This is a genomic window from Paracoccus aestuariivivens (assembly GCF_009711225.1).
Lineage (GTDB): Bacteria > Pseudomonadota > Alphaproteobacteria > Rhodobacterales > Rhodobacteraceae > Paracoccus > Paracoccus aestuariivivens.
Genome location: NZ_WMIE01000001.1, coordinates 521474 through 540212, shown reverse-complemented (window position 1 = coordinate 540212; position 18739 = coordinate 521474). Strand labels below are relative to the sequence as shown.

General features: G+C 60.5%; 17 protein-coding genes. 9 read left to right on the top strand and 8 right to left on the bottom strand.

What is annotated here, in order from left to right; translation table 11 throughout:
• Nucleotides 1–15: 15 nt before the first annotated feature.
• From dnaJ to GL286_RS02710, 3 genes are all read right to left on the bottom strand, one after another.
• The gene (gene dnaJ, locus GL286_RS02720) at nt 16–1176 is read right to left on the bottom strand and encodes a molecular chaperone DnaJ (protein WP_155093992.1); all 1161 of its coding nucleotides are present in this window, start codon (nt 1174–1176) and stop codon (nt 16–18) included.
• Between the two features lie 80 nt (nt 1177–1256).
• Entirely contained in the window at nt 1257–3170 is a 1914-nt protein-coding gene (gene dnaK / locus GL286_RS02715) for a molecular chaperone DnaK (RefSeq protein ID WP_155093991.1), read from the bottom strand.
• A gap of 173 nt (nt 3171–3343) precedes the next feature.
• Nucleotides 3344–4165, bottom strand: coding sequence for an ABC transporter permease (locus GL286_RS02710; protein ID WP_155093990.1), 822 nt, complete (start codon nt 4163–4165; stop codon nt 3344–3346).
• 127 nt (nt 4166–4292) lie between these two features.
• Between GL286_RS02710 and cysQ the strand changes: the two genes are divergently transcribed.
• From cysQ to GL286_RS02665, 9 genes are all read left to right on the top strand, one after another.
• Nucleotides 4293–5090 (top strand): 3'(2'),5'-bisphosphate nucleotidase CysQ, encoded by a 798-nt coding sequence (gene cysQ, locus GL286_RS02705; RefSeq protein WP_155093989.1) that lies wholly within the window; start codon nt 4293–4295, stop codon nt 5088–5090.
• 3 nt (nt 5091–5093) lie between these two features.
• A complete protein-coding gene (locus GL286_RS02700; RefSeq protein WP_155093988.1) occupies nt 5094–5894 on the top strand; it encodes a 3-deoxy-manno-octulosonate cytidylyltransferase in 801 nt (266 codons plus the stop codon).
• 2 nt (nt 5895–5896) lie between these two features.
• Nucleotides 5897–7102 carry a glycosyltransferase family 2 protein gene (locus GL286_RS02695; protein ID WP_155093987.1) on the top strand — a complete coding sequence of 402 codons (1206 nt, stop codon included), beginning with the start codon at nt 5897–5899 and terminating at the stop codon, nt 7100–7102.
• A gap of 148 nt (nt 7103–7250) precedes the next feature.
• Nucleotides 7251–8141 carry a UTP--glucose-1-phosphate uridylyltransferase gene (locus GL286_RS02690; protein ID WP_155093986.1) on the top strand — a complete coding sequence of 297 codons (891 nt, stop codon included), beginning with the start codon at nt 7251–7253 and terminating at the stop codon, nt 8139–8141.
• A 4-nt stretch (nt 8142–8145) separates the two neighbouring features.
• Complete coding sequence (galE, locus tag GL286_RS02685) at nt 8146–9141, top strand: UDP-glucose 4-epimerase GalE (RefSeq protein WP_155093985.1); 996 nt, start codon at nt 8146–8148, stop codon at nt 9139–9141.
• On the top strand, nt 9131–10405 hold the full coding sequence (locus GL286_RS02680) for a glycosyltransferase family 4 protein (protein ID WP_155093984.1): 1275 nt from the start codon (nt 9131–9133) through the stop codon (nt 10403–10405). The genes galE and GL286_RS02680 overlap by 11 nt, the downstream gene beginning before the upstream one ends.
• Nucleotides 10406–10560: 155 nt before the next feature.
• Nucleotides 10561–11436, top strand: coding sequence for a glycosyltransferase family 2 protein (locus GL286_RS02675; protein WP_425496077.1), 876 nt, complete (start codon nt 10561–10563; stop codon nt 11434–11436).
• Between the two features lie 35 nt (nt 11437–11471).
• The gene (locus GL286_RS02670; RefSeq protein ID WP_155094511.1) at nt 11472–13145 is read left to right on the top strand and encodes a DUF5927 domain-containing protein; all 1674 of its coding nucleotides are present in this window, start codon (nt 11472–11474) and stop codon (nt 13143–13145) included.
• A gap of 1 nt (nt 13146) precedes the next feature.
• Nucleotides 13147–14541: a sulfotransferase family 2 domain-containing protein gene (locus GL286_RS02665; protein WP_155093982.1), complete on the top strand. Its 1395-nt coding sequence runs from the start codon at nt 13147–13149 to the stop codon at nt 14539–14541.
• On the opposite strand, the gene GL286_RS02660 is transcribed toward GL286_RS02665, so the two are convergent.
• The 5 genes from GL286_RS02660 to GL286_RS02640 all read right to left on the bottom strand — a co-directional run bounded on the left by GL286_RS02660 (nt 14532) and on the right by GL286_RS02640 (nt 18636).
• Nucleotides 14532–15473 carry a DMT family transporter gene (locus tag GL286_RS02660; RefSeq protein WP_155093981.1) on the bottom strand — a complete coding sequence of 314 codons (942 nt, stop codon included), beginning with the start codon at nt 15471–15473 and terminating at the stop codon, nt 14532–14534. The genes GL286_RS02665 and GL286_RS02660 overlap by 10 nt on opposite strands.
• Nucleotides 15470–16513 carry a tRNA epoxyqueuosine(34) reductase QueG gene (queG, locus tag GL286_RS02655; protein WP_155093980.1) on the bottom strand — a complete coding sequence of 348 codons (1044 nt, stop codon included), beginning with the start codon at nt 16511–16513 and terminating at the stop codon, nt 15470–15472. The genes GL286_RS02660 and queG overlap by 4 nt, the downstream gene beginning before the upstream one ends.
• Nucleotides 16494–17183 carry an FtsZ-binding protein FzlA gene (fzlA, locus tag GL286_RS02650; RefSeq protein WP_155093979.1) on the bottom strand — a complete coding sequence of 230 codons (690 nt, stop codon included), beginning with the start codon at nt 17181–17183 and terminating at the stop codon, nt 16494–16496. Before fzlA ends, queG begins: the two co-directional genes overlap by 20 nt.
• Nucleotides 17184–17261: 78 nt before the next feature.
• Nucleotides 17262–18017, bottom strand: coding sequence for a monofunctional biosynthetic peptidoglycan transglycosylase (gene mtgA / locus GL286_RS02645; RefSeq protein WP_155093978.1), 756 nt, complete (start codon nt 18015–18017; stop codon nt 17262–17264).
• Nucleotides 18018–18078: 61 nt separating this feature from the next.
• Nucleotides 18079–18636: a DUF1269 domain-containing protein gene (locus tag GL286_RS02640; RefSeq protein ID WP_155093977.1), complete on the bottom strand. Its 558-nt coding sequence runs from the start codon at nt 18634–18636 to the stop codon at nt 18079–18081.
• Between the last annotated feature and the right edge of the window lie 103 nt (nt 18637–18739).

The following is an 18739-nucleotide window of genomic DNA, read 5'->3' as shown; positions in this document are numbered from 1 at the left end:
TACGGCCCGTCAACTTCAGCCCTTCATCTCGTCCCAAAAACCCTTGATCTTGTGGAAGAAGCCTTGGGTCTGCGGGCTGTTGTCCGCCTGAATATTTTCGAACTCGCGCAGCAATTCGCGCTGCCGCGAGGTCAGGTTGACGGGCGTTTCGACCGACAGTTCGATCAGCATATCACCCGCATCGCCATTCATGCCGGGACCGTGCCGCAGCGGAGGCATGCCCTTGCCGCGCAGGCGCAACTGCTTGCCCGACTGCGTGCCCGGGGGAACCTTCACGCGTGAACGTCCGCCGTCGATGGTCGGAACCTCGATCTCGCCGCCCAGTGCAGCGGTGACCATGCTGACAGGAACTTCGCAGGCCAATGTCCGGCCGTCGCGGATAAAGATCGGATGTTCCTGCACTTCGATGAAGATATACAGATCGCCGGACGGCCCGCCGCGCATTCCGGCTTCGCCTTCACCGGCAAGGCGGATGCGGGTGCCGGTCTCGACGCCTGCGGGAATGTTGACCGAAAGCTGACGCTCTTTCTCGATCCGTCCAGCACCTTGGCATTGTTTGCAGGGGTTTTTGACGATCTGGCCCTGACCGTTACAGGTCGGGCAGGTGCGTTCGACGGTGAAGAAGCCCTGGCTGGCGCGGACTTTGCCCATGCCCGAGCAGGTCGGGCAGGTCGCAGGCTCTACCGAGCCTTCCGCGCCCGTGCCGTTGCAGCCGCCACAAGCGACCGAACCGGGCACCGAAATCGCCTTTTGTGCGCCGGTGAAGGCTTCCTCAAGCGAGACGCGCAGGTTGTAGCGTAGGTCCTGTCCACGGCTGGCGCGCGAGCGTCCGCCGCCATTTCCACCGGGACGGCGACCCATCATGTCGCCGAACAAATCCTCGAAAACGTCGGCAAAAGCCGAGCCGAAATCGCCATGACCGTTGCCGCCGCCGCGATTGAATCCGCCGCCTTCAAAGGCTGCATGGCCAAAACGGTCGTAAGCCGATTTTTTCTGGTCGTCCTTGAGGCATTCATAGGCTTCGTTCACTTCCTTGAACGCGGCCTCGGATACCTTGCAATCTCTGTTGCGGTCGGGGTGAAGCTCTTTCGCTTTGGTGCGATAGGCTTTTTTGATCTCGTCGGCCGATGCGCCCCGAGTCACACCCAGCACTTCGTAATAGTCACGTTTTGCCATATCGATCGCGTCCGGGGTCCTTCAAGAAAATACCGGCCCGCGCGTATGACGCAGCGGACCGGCCGGTTCGTGTGCCGCGCTTACTTGCGCTTGCCTTCGCCGAGATCTTCGAAATCGGCGTCGACAATGTCGTCATCGTCGCGCGACCGCGGCTCGTCGGCGTCACCGGCATCGCCGGTTTCGGATTGGCTGGCCTTGTAGATCGCTTCGCCAAGCTTCATCGAAGCGTCCATCAGGTTCTGGATGCCGCCCTTGATCTTGCCGGCGTCGTCGGTTTTCAGCGCATCTTCCAGCGCACCGACGGCCAGTTCGATCACTTCGACGGTCGAGCCATCTACCTTGTCGCCATGCTCGTCCAGCGACTTCTTGGTCGAATGGATCAGGCTTTCCGCTTGGTTGCGGGCCTCGACCAGTTCCTTGCGCTTCTTGTCGGCCTCGGCATTGGCTTCGGCGTCGCGGACCATCTTGTCGATGTCTTCGTCCGACAGACCGCCCGAGGCCTGGATCGTGATGTTCTGTTCCTTGCCGGTGCCCTTGTCCTTGGCGGACACGGAAACGATGCCGTTGGCGTCGATGTCGAAGGTCACCTCGATCTGCGGCATACCGCGCGGAGCCGGCGGGATGTCTTCAAGGTTGAACTGACCCAGCATCTTGTTGTCGGCAGCCATTTCGCGCTCACCCTGGAAGACCCGGATGGTGACGGCGTTCTGGTTGTCCTCGGCGGTCGAGAAGATCTGCGACTTCTTGGTCGGGATCGTGGTGTTGCGGTCGATCAGGCGGGTGAAGACACCACCCAGCGTCTCGATGCCCAGCGACAGCGGGGTCACGTCCAGCAGGACCACGTCTTTCACGTCGCCTTGCAACACGCCGGCCTGGATGGCCGCGCCAAGTGCCACGACTTCGTCCGGGTTCACGCCTTTATGGGGCTCTTTGCCGAAGTATTCGCTGACAGCCTCGATGACTTTCGGCATGCGGGTCATGCCGCCGACCAGAACGATCTCGTCGATGTCGCCTTTGGACAGGCCAGCGTCTTTCAGAGCATCCTGAACCGGCTTGATCGTGCGTTTGATCAGGTCGGCGACGATGCTTTCCAGCTTGGCACGGGTCAGTTTCATGACCATGTGCAGCGGCGTGCCCGAGTTCTTGTCCATCGAGATGAACGGCTGGTTGATCTCGGTCTGCGAGGCGCTGGACAGTTCGATCTTGGCTTTCTCGGCGGCCTCTTTCAGGCGTTGCAGAGCCATCTTGTCCTTGGTCAGGTCGACGCCGTGTTCCTTTTTGAACTCGTCGGCCAGATAGTTGACGATGCGCATGTCGAAGTCTTCGCCGCCAAGGAACGTGTCCCCGTTGGTCGATTTCACTTCGAACAGGCCGTCGTCGATCTCAAGGATGGTGATGTCGAAAGTACCGCCGCCAAGGTCATAGACCGCGATGGTTTTCGAATCTTTCTTGTCCAGACCGTAAGCCAAGGCGGCTGCGGTTGGCTCGTTGATGATGCGCAGGACTTCGAGACCCGCGATCTTGCCGGCATCCTTGGTCGCCTGACGCTGGGCATCGTTGAAATAGGCGGGAACCGTGATGACGGCCTGCGTCACCGGCTCACCCAGATAGGATTCGGCGGTTTCCTTCATCTTTTGCAGGATGAAGGCGGAAACCTGGCTCGGCGAGTATTTCTCGCCACGGACTTCGACCCATGCGTCGCCATTGCCGCCGTCGACAATGTTATAGGGGACGAGCTTCTTGTCCTTCTCGACTTCGGCGTCGGTGGTGCGGCGACCGATCAGGCGCTTGACGGCGAAGACGGTATTCGATGGGTTGGTGACGGCCTGACGCTTGGCAGGCTGGCCGACCAGACGCTCGCTGTCGGTGAAGCCGACGATCGAGGGGGTCGTGCGCGCGCCTTCGGAATTCTCGATGACCTTGGGCTGGCTGCCGTCCATGATGGCGACGCAGCTATTGGTGGTCCCGAGGTCAATGCCGATGACTTTAGACATACAAAAACCTTTCTTGCGGCGATATTCTGGGCTTTGGGTCCCCGTGAGGCCCCCATAGCCCGATCCCTGATTGACCGGAGGAAGCCCCCCGAACTCTTGGGGCTATATAGGAAGGGCGCAAACGGCCTGCAAGCAGCGTGAAGCGCAGAATCTGTCCCTGAATAGGATGGATTCTAACGACCTGCCATCGTGCTCATGGAAACCGATTTGCGTGTCACGAACTCCGCCATCAGGCCGATCATCAGCAGCGCGATGATGCAATAGATCGGGTAGTGCAGCGACGAGTTGCGCGGAGAGTAATTGATAAAGGCAAAGCCTCTGGTCTGGTCGATGATGTGGAACAGAGGATTCCAGTCGAACGAATGCAGCAGGAAAGTCGGCATCGCATTCGCGACGAACATCTTACCTGAAAACACCATGTTGATGCGCTGATAGAAGGCGGTCATCACGCCGACACCTTGCGGCCACCACGGGCGGATGGACAGGAAGATCAGCCCGATGCAGCAGCCGGATATCCATGCCAGAAGCAGCATCGCATAGCACGCGAGCGGGTTGTCGATATGAACCGGCTGAAGGAAATAGTGATACGCTGTCAGAATGACGAGGGCTGAAACTGTTTGCTGGTAAAGCGTCGCAAGCGCCGATGCCGAGATCATGACGGCCGTGTTCAGCGGGCCGTGCTTCATCATCGGATTCGTGGGATTCCCTGCACTGGCCACCGCACCGATCGATTTGGTGTGGGTCATGAACATGAAAATGCCGGTCATGATATAGACGATGAAATCGCCCCGGATCGGGGAGTTCCGAACACCGATGACCACGAACATCAAGTAGAAGCCAACGATCAGCATCATCGACTGCACGACAGTCATCAGCAAGCCGACCACGGCGTTTCGCTGCGTCTTGCGCAGGTTGTTGACGGTCACGTGGTAGATCAGCGCCAGCGTTGTGAACGCGGCTTCGATCATGTTGCGACTACGACGCTGAACGAACATCGGGTCTTTGAACTCCGTGTGGCGCGAGCGGGTGCTTGCCCTGCGCGGTCCATCGCATCATAAGAAACAGAATTGCCGCATTCAATCGCCCCCTGTCGGCGGTCGGCCGCGATGAAAGGGAAAGACCATGCAATTTGATGTAATGATTTCCGAAATGCGCCGTCTGGCCATCAAGGCCGGCGACGAGATCATGCGGATCTATAATGCCGAAGATTTCGAAATCCGCTCCAAATCCGATTCTTCACCCGTGACCGAGGCCGATGAGGCGGCCGATGCGCTGATCTCCGCCGGGCTGCGCGCGGCCTTCCCGGATATCGCTCTCGTCACCGAGGAACAGGCCGAGACCCACGGCCAGTCGCTTTCGACCTTCCTGATCGTCGACCCGCTCGACGGCACCAAGGAATTCGTCCAGCGTCGCGGCGATTTCACCGTCAATATTGCCTATGTCGAAAACGGCAAGCCGCGCTTTGGCGTCGTCTACGCTCCGGCGAAACAACGGCTGTTCTACACCACCGCCAGTGGTGGCTCGGTCGAGGAAAAAGGACCGTTCGGCGATACTCCCGGCGAGATCTCTCCGATCGGCGTGAACTCGATGCCCGACAATCGCCGCCTGATGGTGGTCGCGTCGAAATCGCACCGTGACGCCGCGACCGACGCCTATATCGGGCGCTACGGCGTGCGCGACATGACTTCGGCGGGCTCGTCGCTGAAATTCTGTCTGGTCGCCACCGGCGAGGCCGACCTGTATCCCCGCCTTGGTCGCACGATGGAATGGGACACTGCAGCGGGTGACGCCGTGTTGCGCGGCGCGGGTGGCGAAGTCGTGCGCTTTGATGACCATACGTCGCTGACCTATGGCAAGCCGGGCTTCGAGAATCCCTTCTTCATCGCATTCGCGCCCGGCGTTCTGCTGGTCAAGGATTAAGCCATGTCTGTCGTTATCGTCATTCCGGCGCGCCATGCGTCAACCCGCTATCCGGGTAAACCGCTGGTGGAGTTGCGCGGGGTGACAGGCGAGGGGCAATCCCTGATCCGGCGCAGTTGGGAAGCGGCCATGGCCGTGAATGATGTCGATCGCGTCATCGTTGCCACCGATGACGACCGGATTCGCGAACATGCCGAAAGCTTCGGGGCCGAGGTGGCAATGACCTCGACCACTGCCCGGAACGGCACCGAACGCTGCGCGGAGGCTGTCGCCAAGCTGGGTATGACCCATGAGATCGTCGTGAACCTGCAGGGTGATGCACCGCTGACACCGACGTGGTTCATCGAGGATCTGGTCAAGGGCATGCGCGAGGACCCCGGTGCCGATGTGGCGACGCCTGTTCTGCGCTGCTCGGGCGCGATGCGGTCCGAACTGATCGCAGATCGTGTTGCCGGTCGGGTCGGTGGCACGACCGCCGTGTTCGGCCATGATCGGCGGGGGCTTTACTTCTCGAAGGAAGTGATTCCCTTTACCGCCGCCGAATTCGGCCCGAACGATCCGACACCCGTCTTTCACCATGTCGGCGTTTATGCTTATCGCCCCGAGGCGTTGGCCGAGTACCCGACTTGGGGCGAGGGACGGCTCGAGGCGCTTGAGGGCCTCGAGCAACTGCGCTTCCTTGAGCGGGGCCGCAAGGTTCTGTGCGTCGAGGTGGAAGCCCGCGGGCGCGAGTTCTGGGAACTGAACAACCCGTCGGATGTGCCGAAACTGGAAGCGATGATGCAGCGTATGGGAATCGCCTGAACATGGCACAGCGGCGTGAGAATATTCGCGCCTCTGTGATCGTCGTTTCGCGGAATCGGCCGCGAGAGCTTGCCCAGTGCCTTCAGGCACTGACGCAGCAATCCTATCCGGCGTTCGAACTGGTTCTGGTCGCTGATCCGGATTCGATTCAGGTCAGGCCCGATCTGCCGATCAAACGCGTCACCGTCGACGAGCCCAATATTTCGACGGCGCGGAACTTGGGAATTGCCGCAGCCTCGGGCGATGTGGTTCTGTTCATCGACGACGATGCGTTGGCCGTGTCGAGATGGGTCGAATTTCTGGTCGATCCGTTCCGTGATCCGCGTGTGATTGCCGCGACAGGCTTTACGCGCGGACCGGACGGGCTGCATTGGCAGGTGCGGGCCGAACGCATGACAGCTTCGGGGCGCAGCGAACCGATTGAAGTCGGATCTCCGATCTTGCTTGGCCCGGAAAATGGCGCTCCTGTCAGCACGATAGGAACGAATTGCGCTTTCCGCCGTAGCGCTTTGGTCGAAATCGGCGGCTTTGATCCTGTATTCGCGTATTATCTGGATGAAAGTGACGTGAACTTTCGTATGGCAAAACGCTTTGGGGACGGGTTGACGGCGGTCATCCCCAAAGCCGAAGTCATCCATGGACTCGCTCCCGGAGTTAGTCGCGACGAGGCGGGAATCCCCGAGGATTTGCGGGCCATTGGCCGTTCGTCTGCAATTTTTGCGGCACGCTACGGTGGCGCGGTCGATGGTTTGCGACAATCACAACGAGCGCGTCTGCTGCGGCACATGATCGCCGGTCGCATCGATCCATTGTCGGTCGGGCCAATTCTCAGGACACTGGACGAAGGCATCGCCGAAGGCGCGACGATTAATGCGCCTTTGCCTAAATTTCAGGATATTGAGATGGGCGATTTTTTGCCTATGCCTGTCGGCGCGGGCGAACGGGTTTATCTTTCGGGATGGTACTGGCAGCGACATAAACTGCAAAAAAAGGCATTGGCTCAGACGAAAAACGGCAGGCTTGTCACGATCATAATTCTTACCCCGACTTTTCTGCCGCATCGCAAACATCTGCATCCCGATGGCTGGTGGGAACAGCATGGTGGGGTCTGGGGGGCGTCTCAGCCCGGCGATTCTGCGCTTATGTTGATGGGTGCCCGTACTCGCTTTTTGCGCGAACGTGCTTTTTTTGCCGCGACGCAGCAATAAATGGGCAGAAAACTGCCACTTTGCATTGGGATGGTTAACTTTTATTATTGCGGCTGAACCATTACACGGCTTTTGCAATTATTGTGCATGAACCGGCGAAGACGCATACTCTTCGCCGATACCGGCACAGATAACAGGAGACCAATCCATGAGCCGCAAAGTCACCAAAGCAATATTCCCGGTTGCGGGGCTTGGGACTCGTTTTCTGCCAGCCACGAAAAGCATCCCGAAAGAGATCATGACGCTGGTCGACCGGCCTCTGATCCAATACGCCATCGACGAGGCCCGCGCCGCTGGTATCGAGGAATTCATCTTCGTGACCTCGCGCGGAAAAGGTGCCCTCGAAGATTACTTCGACCATGCCCACGAGCTTGAGTCGAACCTGAAAAAAGCCGGTAAGAACGATCTGTTGGAAATCCTGCGCGGTACCAACATGGACTCTGGCGCGATTGCCTATATCCGTCAGCACAAGGCACTGGGTCTTGGCCACGCGGTCTGGTGTGCCCGTCGTCTGGTTGGTGACGAACCCTTCGCCGTGATTCTGACTGACGATGTGATTCTGGGCGAGCCGCCTTGCTTGCAGCAGATGATAGAGGCCTATCAGGAGACCGGCGGCAGCATGGTCGCCACGATGGAAGTCTCGCCCGAGCGGACCAAGTCCTATGGTGTTCTGGATGTTGCCGAAGATATGGGCGCAATCGTTCGTGCTCGCGGCATGGTTGAGAAGCCCAAGGAAAATCCGCCGTCGAACCTCGCGGTGATCGGGCGTTACATCCTTGCGCCGACCGTCATGACGAACCTGAACAAGCTCAAGCAGGGTTCGGGCGGCGAGATCCAGTTGACCGATGCCATCGCCGACGAGATCGAAGAAGGCCGTGACGTGTTCGGTCTGCGCTTCCGTGGCCAGCGCTTCGATTGCGGCTCGAAAGCCGGCTTCCTGCAGGCAACGGTCGCCTTCGGTCTGGCCCGTGACGAGCTGAAAGACGAATTTGCCGACTACCTCGCTGACGTTCTATCGATGCGTCGGGCTGCCGAGTAAACAGATGCAAAAAGTACTGGTGACAGGCGGGGCCGGTTATATCGGTTCCCATGCCTGTAAGGCATTGCGTGACGCGGGGTTTACCCCCGTCACCTACGATAATCTTTGCACCGGCTGGCGCGACGCTGTGAAGTTCGGCCCGTTCGAGCAGGGCGATCTGATGGATCGCGCCCGCCTTGACGAGGTTTTCGCCACGCATAAACCCGTTGCCGTCATGCACTTCGCGGCACTGAGCCAGGTCGGCGAAGCGATGCGCGAGCCGGGCAAGTACTGGCGCGGCAATGTCAGCGCCTCGCTCAGCCTGATCGAAGCAACCTTGGCGGCGGGCGTGAAAAATTTCGTCTTCTCGTCCACCTGCGCGACCTACGGCGATCATGACGGCGTGGTTCTGGACGAGAACACCGCGCAGGCTCCGCTGAACGCCTATGGGGCCAGCAAGCGCGCCATCGAGGACATGCTGAAAGACTTCGGCGCCTCCGATGGCATCAATTCGGTGATCTTCCGTTACTTCAACGTGGCGGGTGCCGATCCGGACGCGGAAGTGGGCGAGTTTCACCAGCCGGAAACACATTTGATTCCGCTGATCCTTGATGCAATCGACGGCAAACGCGCCGAGCTGACCATTCATGGCACCGATTATCCGACTGAGGACGGTACTTGCATCCGCGACTATGTCCACGTGATGGATCTGGTCGATGCGCATGTGTTGGGTCTTCGTCATCTGTTGGACGGCAAGGTCACGGGCGGCAAGCAGGAAGTGTTCTGTCTTGGCACCGGCAATGGTTTCTCGGTCCGTGAAGTGATCGACCACTCCCGCTATGTTACCAACCGACCTGTGCCGATGATCGAAGGTCCGCGTCGCGGCGGGGATGCGGTCAAGCTTGTCTCGGGCAGCGAAAAGGCGATTACCGTCCTTGGCTGGAACCCTGCGCGTTCGACCTTGCCGCAAATGATCGGCGATGCATGGCGTTGGCATCAGAACGGCGGCTATGAACGCTGATCCGGCAATTCTGCTGGATGTCACGAGACTGATCTCGAGGCTCGACAAAGGGCCAGCCACCGGAATCGACCGTGTCGAGGCCGAGTGGCTGGGCTATCTTTCCGAAAGCGACGCAAGCCATTTGTTGCTGGCGCGGGTCTGGCGGGGGCAGTTGGTCTTGCCTTCATCGGCGGGCAAGCTGATCTTGCGATGGTTAAGTGGCGATCTGGGCGATCTGCCGGAACCGAGGTTGATCGACCGGCTACGTCGGCGGTCCGATGCCTCCGCCCGCGCCGAAATCGCCCTTCGCGACATGGCGCTGCTACGGTCCGGTCCGACCGGGCGCGGTATCTCGCGTTTTGTGTTGGATCATCTGGGGAAGGATGCCGCTTATCTGAATGTCGGCCATAGCAATCTGAACGCGTCCCTCTGGAGCCATCTTGCGCCGCTTTGCCGCGTACTTCTGATCCATGACACGATCCCGATGGATCACCCCGAGTTTACCCGCGCCGGACAATCCGGTCGCTTCCGCGAGCGCTTCGCCGCAGGGGTGGGCCATGCCGATCTGATCCTGTCGATTTCCGAGGCAAGCCGCGTGGACCTGTTGCGTTGGCGGGACGAGCTTAAACTTCCAACCAGAACGCCTGTCGTCACAACCCCAATTGGGACGCGGATAACTGCTCCAAGCGCAAGGGGGCTGCCTGCGGGGCTGGATCTTGGCCGACCCTTCTTCCTGTCCATCGGCACGATCGAGCCGCGCAAGAACCATGCATTACTGCTGGATGCATGGCAGGAATTGACCCGCAGGATGCCTCCGGCACGGATGCCGCAACTGTTCATCATCGGGCGCAGGGGATGGGAAAACCACGAGGTCTTTGCCCGGCTTGACGGTTTGACGCCTGCGGACGGGGTGCACGAGCTATCGGGACTGGATGACGCTGCGGTCGCCGAACTGTTCGAGCGTTGCCATGGTCTGCTGATGCCCAGTCGCGCCGAGGGGTTCGGGCTGCCCTTGACCGAAGCCGCCGCGCGCGGTGTTCCGGTCATTTGCAGCCCCCTGCCTGTCGCGCGTGAACTTTTGGGCGATTACGCGCATTATCTGTCACCCGATGATCATCGTGCATGGGCAGGGGCGGTCTCCCTTCTTGCCGGCGAATTGCCGCTTCGGATGGCAGCCTTGCCGGTGCCGCAATGGCAAGCGCATTTCGACCTTGTAAATGCCGCGTTGCGTGAAAGATTGCACCTCAAGGTGGTGAGAGATATGCCGGCTAAAACAGTGAAGTGAACCCTGTGCTGCGTCTGTTCAAAAGACTCCGGCGGATTCTCCGTTTGCGTGCAAGGCGGCAAGGCCTGCTATTTCGCGCATTTCGGGCGAGATCCCGTCTGCGACCGATCGAGGTGCGAACCAAACGCATCAGGTCGGACGACATCTTGCTGTTCATGACGATCCGGAACGAGAAAATCCGGCTGCCATTCTTTCTGGAATATTACCGTCGCATGGGGGTCCAGCATTTCCTTGTCGTCGATAACGGCTCGGATGACGGCGGTCCGGAATATCTGGCAGAACAATTGGACGTGTCGATCTGGTCCACCAATGCAAGCTATAAAAGCTCGCGGTTCGGGATGGATTGGCTGAATTGGTTGCTGCACAGCTATGGCTCGGGGCATTGGTGTTTGACCGTCGATCCCGATGAGTTCCTTGTCTACCCGCATCTCGATTCCCGACCGCTCAAGGCGCTGACGGATTGGCTGGATGCCTCGGCGATCAGGTCGTTTTCGGCGATGCTGCTGGACATGTATCCCAAAGGCCCGATTGCAGCGCAGCCCTATTCCGAGGGGCAGGACCCGTTCCAGATCGCGAATTGGTTCGATCCCGCGAATTACACGATCCGCAAGAACGGCGCTTACGGCAATCTTTGGATTCAGGGCGGACCCAGATGCCGCGCCTTCTTCCGTGACAATCCCGATCAGGGTCCGGCGCTGAACAAGATCCCTCTGGTTCGCTGGGAGCGCCATTACGCTTATCTAAGTTCGACCCATATGCTGCTGCCGCGGTCGTTGAACGTGGTCTATGACGAAGATGGCGGCGAGAAGGCCTCGGGTTGCCTGCTGCACGCGAAATTCCTGTCCACCTTCGCCACCAAATCCGCCGAAGAACTGGAACGACGCCAGCACTATTCGGACAGTCAGGAATACATGGCCTATCATGCGGGCCTGCAAGAGGCGCAGGATTTCTGGTGCGAGGCTTCACGGCGCTACGAGGATTGGCATCAGCTAGAAAATCTGGGCCTGATCTCGAAGGGGAACTGGGCATGAACGCGATGCCCGATCCCTCAAGGACGTCGCCGCGGATGGAAGTCCGGCTGGGCGTGGTGATGCTGTGTCACAACGAGTTGCCGCGGGCTGCACGGCTGGCTCAGGTCTGGGCTGCGGGCGGCGTGTCGGTCGTGATCCATCTCGACGCCAAGGTTCCCGCCGAGGAAGTCGCGACGATGCGTGCCGATCTGGCCGGACATGAAAATATCGTCTTCTCGCGCCGTCACCGCTGCGAATGGGGCACGTTCAGCCTTGTGCAGGCAACTCAGGATGCCTCGGCGCTGCTCTTGGACCGGTTCGAGGACGTCACCCATGTCATGGTCGTTTCGGGTGCGTGCCTGCCGTTGCGGCCTGTTGCCGATCTGGTCGCCTTTCTGGCGAGCCATCCGAAGCGGGATTTCATCGAAAGCGTCACGGCAGCGGATGTCGGCTGGACCGTCGGCGGATTGAACGAGGAACGCTTTACCCTGCGCTTCCCCTTCGCCTATCGCCGCCATCGCAAACTGTTCGACCGCTACGTCGATTTCCAGCGCCGCTGGAAGATCAAGCGCCGCATCCCCGACGGGCTGGTTCCGCATCTGGGATCGCAATGGTGGTGCCTGACCCGCCCGACATTGCGCGCGATTCTGTCGGATCGGCGGCGACCTGAATATGACAGGTATTTCAGGCGGGTCTGGATTCCGGACGAAAGCTATTTCCAGACTCTGGCGCGGCGGCACTCGAACCAGATCGAAAGCCGTTCCCTGACGCTCGCCAAATTCGACGGGCAGGGAAAACCCTATATCTTCTACAACGATCATCGCCAGTTGCTTGAGGATTCGCGCTGTTTCGTTGCCCGCAAGATCTGGCCGCAGGCGACCGCGCTTTATGCACATTTCCCGCGTCCCCTTGCCGGCGAGCCATCAGCCGCAGAGCCTCAGCCCGAGCGTGTCGACCGCATGATCAGTCAGGCGGTGTTGCGCCGCAAATTGGGACGCCCGGGTCTGTATATGCAAAGCCGGTTCCCGCAGAAGGACCGCGAGAACGGCAAGACCTCGGGGTCATATGCGGTGCTGCAGGGCTTTACGGACCTGTTCCCGGATTTCGAGGAATGGCTGTCCGAACGTCTTGATGCCGATGTCCACGGCCATGTCATGTCGACCCATGGCGTCGAATTCGCAGGCCGCACGGGGATTGGTCCGGGTGGCCTATGCGACAGCGCCGCGATGCGCGATCTTGACCCGCGCGGCTTCATCGCGAACCTGATCCGCATGTCGCAGCGGCCGCAGGTCATGCAGCTTAGCCCTCGGGACGATCAAAGCCTGAACTGGTTCATGGCGACCGATCCCAACGCGCAGATTTTCGTCATCAAGGGGGCTTGGGCCGTGCCGCTTCTGCATTCCGGCATGCCCTTTGACGATATCCGCCGCGTCGCTGCCATTTTGCAGCGGACCGAACTTGAGCAGATGGAGATTTTCAGTTCGGTCTGGCTCAAGGCGCGCACAAGGATCTGGGATCTGGGCGATTTCTGCGCCCGTCCCGCTGGGGCATTGCGCGGTGTGCTGCGTGAACTCGGCGGCGAGCCCGAAGCTGCCGCCAACCTGCCCCAAATGCGAGAACTGGCCGGAATGGGACGCTTCCTGCAACGCCTGCGCAATGCCGGTCTGCAGCCCCAGTTGATGGGTGATTTCCCCGCCGCCGACACGATGCCGAGCAAGGAAAACACCTGAAATGACCAAACCCTTCCAGCGCTTTGTTATTTTCGCAGAGATGCGGACGGGCTCGAATCTGCTCGAAGCCACGCTGAATTCGGTCAGACGAGTCACCTGCTTCGGCGAGGCGTTCAACCCCTATATGATGGGCTGGCCCGACAGGGATGAAATGCGGGGCGTGACCAAGGCCGAGCGCGAGAAAGACCCGCTGCGCTTGCTGAATGCCATCTTCGAGAAGCCCGACCATCTGTCGGGGTTCCGCTATTTCCACGATCACGATCCCCGCGTCTTCGATGCGATCATGGATGACCGCAGCTGTGCCAAGATCGTGCTGACGCGCAATCCGGTGGACAGCTTCGTCTCGACCGCACTGGCCCGCGCGACGAACCAGTGGAAACTGAACGAGACGGAAACCCCGATCCCGGCCAGCGTTCGTTTCGACCCTGCCGAGTTCCGGCAAGTCGTCAGCGAGATCGAGGAGTTCCAGCTGAAGGTCCAGCGGCGCTTGCAGGCGACCGGTCAGACGGCCTTCTGGCTCGGCTACGAGGATCTGCGCGACGCCGATGTCATGACGGGCCTGTTGCATTGGCTGGGGCGCACTGATCTTGATCGGGTCAATCCCGCCAGCGATCTGGTACCGCAAAACCCGCGTGAACTGTCCGAGAAGGTCTCGAATTTCGCGGAGATGCAGGCCGAGCTTGCGCGGTTAGATCCGTTCATGCTGCGCAATATTCCGAACTTCGAACCACGCAAGGGGGCGGCGGTTCCCTCATTCCTGACGACCGAGGCCGGCAAGGGCCTGATCTTCATGCCGGTCAAGGGCGGGCCTTCCGAGGTTGTGACCGAGTGGCTGGGTACCTTGGGCGAGGTTTCCGGTGATCTGAACCAGAACAGCCTGAGACAGTGGAAGCGCGAGCATAGCGGTCATCGCAGCTTCACCGTCCTGCGCCACCCGCTGCGCCGCGCCTGGGCCGGATTTGAAACCCTGCTGTCAGGCGGCAACGCCGAGTTGCGCCAATTGCTGCGTCAGGTGCATCGCGTGGCATTGCCGCAAGACGAGGATCTGGCCGGTCTGGGCGAGGGGCGGAAGGCGGAGCTGTTCGAAGCATTCCTTGATTTCCTGCGCCGCAACCTGAACGGCCAGACCTCGTTGCCGACCTATCCGGCATGGGCCAGCCAATCCGAGGTGCTGGCCGGATTTTCGCGCTTCGGAGCGCCGGATCTGATCCTGCGCGAGGCCGATCTGGCGCGTGATCTGGCGTTTCTGGCGCAAAGCGTCGGGGTACCCGCACCGAACAGGCTGGCGGATGACAGCCGTTTTCCGGCTTTCCTCAAGGAACAGCCGATGCGGGCAGCGGCGAAAAAGGCCTATCTGCGCGATTACATCGCCTTCGGTTTCGGCGGTCAGCCCTGAGGCGTCATGGCCTTGCGCTGACGGTTCCGTTCAAGCCCGAGCTGGTGTTCGCGCCAGATGATCAGGATGCCCGCCGAGATGACCAGCGCCGCGCCGATCAGCATGACGACGGTCGGGGCCTCGCCGAAGATGAACCAACCGATGCCCAGTGCCAACAGCATCGAGGCATATTCGAACGGGGCGACCAGCGAGGCATCGGCGAAGCGATAGGCCGAAGTCAGCAGGATCTGCCCCAAACCGCCGAGCAGACCGATCGTAATCAGCAGGGCGGTCGTTCCAACGCTCGGCATGACCCAGCCAAAGGGCAGGGTCAGCAGGCTGAGCAGGGTCGATGTGACCGAGAACCAGAACACGATGGCCGAGGTGCGTTCCTCTTGCACGAGCTTGCGCACAAAGATCATCGCCATCGCGGTGCAGGCCGCACCGGTCAGCGTGACCACCGCGCCAAGGCTTTGGTTGGGATCAAGCTGCGTGCCTGTGGTCAGACGCGGCGATAGCACGATGACGACACCCAGCATGCCCATGACGACCATGCTGAGGCGGAACAGGCGGACCTCCTCGCCCAGAAACATCGCGGCGAAGATCACGGTCAGCAGGGGCGCGGCATAACCGATTGCCGTGACCTCGGGGAAGGGCAGCAGCGACAGCGCCCAGAATCCCAGCCCCATGGCAAGCGTGCCGACCAGCCCGCGATAGAAATGCCCCATCGGTCGAAAGGTTTTCAGCCCCACGCCCAATTCCCGTCGCCAGACCAGCCAGATCAGGATGACCGGAATGGCGAAAAGTGAACGGAAAAAGATCTGCTGACCCGGAGGCACGCCCAAACCGCTTTCCGAGGTGGCCTTGATCAGCGATGCCATGATGGTGAACACCAGCACGCTGACGCATTTCAACAGGATGCCGCGCAGCGGACTTTGGGGCGTTTGGATCATGGCAATCTTTGGCTGGCCCAGCGGGCTGCATCTGCAACCGCCTCGTCTGGATCGTCGCACAAGGCTTCGGCCACCGGGCGCAGATGTGCAAGCCCCGAATTGCCGATTGCGTACAACGCGTTTCTGACCATGCGGTCGCGCCCGATGCGCTTGATCGGACTGCCCGAGAACCGCTCGCGGAAGGCTGCGTCGTCCAGTGCGGCGATCTCGGCCAATGCAGGTGCGCCATGTGCACCGTGATAGCGCAACTCGGTCGCGGCCTGCGCGAACTTGTTCCACGGACAGGCGGCAAGACAGTCGTCGCAGCCATAAATACGGTTGCCCATCATGGGCCGCAATTCGGGATCGACCGGACCTTTATGTTCGATTGTCAGGTAGGAAATGCAGCGCCGCGCATCCAGTTGGTAGGGCGCGGGGAAGGCGCCCGTCGGGCAAGCATCCAGACAGGCGCGGCAAGAGCCGCAACGCTCAACCTCGGGTTTGTCCTTGGGCAGATCCAGCGTGGTGAAGATCGCGCCCAGAAAGAACCAGCTGCCCAGATCGCGCGACAAAAGATTGGTGTGCTTGCCTTGCCACCCCAGACCGGCGGCTTGCGCCAAGGGCTTTTCCATCACCGGCGCGGTGTCCACGAAGACCTTGATCTCGCATCCTGTCTTCTGCACCAGCCAGCCGCCTAGCCGCTTCAGGCGCTTCTTCACCAGATCGTGGTAGTCCTTGCCCTGCGCATAGACGCTGACCGCGCCGCGATCGGGATGGCGCAGGACTTCGATCGGGTCATGCTCGGGGGTGTAAAGCTCGGCCAGCATGATGACCGAGCGGGCCGCGGGCCAAAGCGTATCCGGTGCGGCGCGCCAATGGGTGCGCTCGGCCATCCATTCCATTTGTCCGTGACGTTCCTTGGCCAGAAACTCGGCCAGCCGTTCGGGCAAATGGGGATTGGCGTCGGGCGCGCAAATGCCAAGGGCCGAGAAGCCCTCGGCCCGTGACTGTTCCTCTAGCTGGGAACGGATTTCGACAGGATCAGAAATCCAGGAGCGCATAATGGGGCGCCGGGTGAACGCCCGGCAGATGATCGGCCAGAAGGCTGCGGAACGCCGGACGAGATTTGATCTTGGCGTACCATTCCTGCACTTCGGACGAATGGGTCCAGTCCACATCCGAGATGTAGTCAAGACACGAGATATGTGCGGCGGCCGTGAAATCGGCCAGCGTCATCACATCGCCCGCCAGCCAGCGGCGATGTTCGAGCAGGCTTTTCATGTAGTCCATGTGGTAACGGATCGAGGAAAGCCCTGCCTTGACCGTGCGCGAATCCGGATAGCCAAGGCGCATGACCTTTTTCCAGACCCGTTCGTTCATCACCGGACGGGTGCATTCATTGGCGAACTTGTCGTCGAACCACGAACATAGCCGCCGCACCTCGTAGCGGTCGATGGCCGAATTCGGCATCAGGGCAGGGGTCGGGTAGCGTTCGTCCAGATATTCGCAGATCGCCTGACTTTCGGCCAGCAAACGCCCGTCCATCCGCAGCACCGGCAGCTTGCCCGCCGGATTGCGGCGCAGGATCTCCGAGCCCGGCTCCCAGAAACGGTCCTCGACCAGTTCGACCTCGATCCGCTTTTCGGCCAGGACCAGACGGACCTTTCGGCAGTAGGGCGACAGGGCGATATGATAAAGCCTGATCGTAGAGTTGGGCGAGGAAGTATTCATCTGGGGAAAACACCAAAGGTCTTAGGTGGACTATCCACCTGATACGCCTCGCCTATCGAGGTTTCAACCGCGATGGGCCTAGCGATCAAGCAGCAGGCAGGAATCGCTGCCATTCGCCTTGATCGTGGCGGCCCCGTCGGCAATTGCGCGCGCACGGGCCGTCCCGCCCTGCGGCTTGCGCGATTTTGGGGCAGGCAGGATCGAGGCCAGACCTGCCGATTGTCGTGCTGTCAGCTTGTCCGGTGTCGTGTCGAAGTAATGCGTGGCGGCGGCATGGACGCCAAAGACCCCCGGACCGAATTCGGCAAGGTTCAGGTAGACTTCGACGATGCGGCGCTTGGACCAAAGCACCTCGATCATCGGGGTGTATAAGGTCTCGAGCGCCTTGCGCGGCCAGCTGCGGCCTTGCCACAGGAAGACGTTCTTCGCGGTCTGCTGCGAAATGGTCGAAGCCCCGCGGTTCGAGCCCGACTCGACGACCTTGCGGATCTCGCGCATGTCGAAGCCCCAATGCGAGCAGAAGTTCGCATCCTCGGCCGCCACGACCGAGCGGACCATGACCGGCGCGATGTCATCAAGCGAGGTCCATTCGCGCGGCTTGCCGGGATATTCGCGGGTCTCGGTCAGGATCGTCCAACTGGTCGGGGGATTGATCAGCGAAAAGACAAAGACCAGCACGAACATCAGCGCAAGCAGCCGCAAGCCGATCCAGCGCGTCCAGCCGCCAAGCCAGATCAGCGGCCGCCGCATCACGCGCCACATTCCGCCCCTTCTTGAGGCCGGTGTCGGGATCGCTCCCTCTGGGTCAGGAATGGGTTTGTTGCGGCGGGGCATTGGCGCGTCCTGTCACGCCAATGCGCCTTGCGTCAAGCTTTTGCGCAATCAGCGGCAAAGCTTAGGTGGCGGGGGCGGGTGCCGGCGCAGGTGGATCGGCCTCGGGGACACCAAGGGCGCTGCCAAGCTTTCCACCCGCGAATGCCTCGCGCAGCTTTTCTTCCTGCTCGTCGGGCAGCGAGGTTTGCAGCACGCGCCCGCGCATCTTGAAGGATTCAAGGCGGGCCAGCACCTTGTCTGCGGTCAGCTTGCGTACAAGGATAAACACCGCCGAACCACCGGGCTGAACCGATTTGCCGACGTCGCGCATGAAATCGTCGTTGATGCCGACATCGCTGAACTTTCCGGCAATGGCGCCCGAGGCTGCTCCGACCGCCGCACCCACCAGCGGATTCAAAAATACCAGACCGACAAGTGTGCCCCAGAAACCGCCGCCCAAAGCGCCTGCGGTGGTCAGATTAACGGCTTGATGCAACTGGATATCTTCGGCCGTTGGTCTGGTGACGACCACGGCATCTTCGAGTTGGATCAGATATTCCTTCTGCATTTTCACCAATTCGGTGCGGAGTTCAAAACCGGCGGCTTCATCGTCGAAGGCAATGACTAGCAAGTCGGACATTCGAAAATCCTTTCGTGCTGGGCAGGATCGTCCCGACCCGCAACGCCCGATGCGGCAACTGTGTTCCCATGGTCCGGAAAGATCGCCCACGTCCTAATTCGGG

Excerpts from the sequence above, each read along its gene's own strand:
- dnaJ (WP_155093992.1), bottom strand. The coding sequence starts at position 1,176 with ATGGCAAAACGTGACTATTACGAAGTGCTGGGTGTGACTCGGGGCGCA.
- dnaK (WP_155093991.1), bottom strand. The coding sequence starts at position 3,170 with ATGTCTAAAGTCATCGGCATTGACCTCGGGACCACCAATAGCTGCGTC.
- GL286_RS02710 (WP_155093990.1), bottom strand. The coding sequence starts at position 4,165 with ATGTTCGTTCAGCGTCGTAGTCGCAACATGATCGAAGCCGCGTTCACA.
- cysQ (WP_155093989.1), top strand. The coding sequence starts at position 4,293 with ATGCAATTTGATGTAATGATTTCCGAAATGCGCCGTCTGGCCATCAAG.
- GL286_RS02700 (WP_155093988.1), top strand. The coding sequence starts at position 5,094 with ATGTCTGTCGTTATCGTCATTCCGGCGCGCCATGCGTCAACCCGCTAT.
- GL286_RS02695 (WP_155093987.1), top strand. The coding sequence starts at position 5,897 with ATGGCACAGCGGCGTGAGAATATTCGCGCCTCTGTGATCGTCGTTTCG.
- GL286_RS02690 (WP_155093986.1), top strand. The coding sequence starts at position 7,251 with ATGAGCCGCAAAGTCACCAAAGCAATATTCCCGGTTGCGGGGCTTGGG.
- galE (WP_155093985.1), top strand. The coding sequence starts at position 8,146 with ATGCAAAAAGTACTGGTGACAGGCGGGGCCGGTTATATCGGTTCCCAT.
- GL286_RS02680 (WP_155093984.1), top strand. The coding sequence starts at position 9,131 with ATGAACGCTGATCCGGCAATTCTGCTGGATGTCACGAGACTGATCTCG.
- GL286_RS02675 (WP_425496077.1), top strand. The coding sequence starts at position 10,561 with ATGACGATCCGGAACGAGAAAATCCGGCTGCCATTCTTTCTGGAATAT.
- GL286_RS02670 (WP_155094511.1), top strand. The coding sequence starts at position 11,472 with ATGGAAGTCCGGCTGGGCGTGGTGATGCTGTGTCACAACGAGTTGCCG.
- GL286_RS02665 (WP_155093982.1), top strand. The coding sequence starts at position 13,147 with ATGACCAAACCCTTCCAGCGCTTTGTTATTTTCGCAGAGATGCGGACG.
- GL286_RS02660 (WP_155093981.1), bottom strand. The coding sequence starts at position 15,473 with ATGATCCAAACGCCCCAAAGTCCGCTGCGCGGCATCCTGTTGAAATGC.
- queG (WP_155093980.1), bottom strand. The coding sequence starts at position 16,513 with ATGCGCTCCTGGATTTCTGATCCTGTCGAAATCCGTTCCCAGCTAGAG.
- fzlA (WP_155093979.1), bottom strand. The coding sequence starts at position 17,183 with ATGAATACTTCCTCGCCCAACTCTACGATCAGGCTTTATCATATCGCC.
- mtgA (WP_155093978.1), bottom strand. The coding sequence starts at position 18,017 with ATGCCCCGCCGCAACAAACCCATTCCTGACCCAGAGGGAGCGATCCCG.
- GL286_RS02640 (WP_155093977.1), bottom strand. The coding sequence starts at position 18,636 with ATGTCCGACTTGCTAGTCATTGCCTTCGACGATGAAGCCGCCGGTTTT.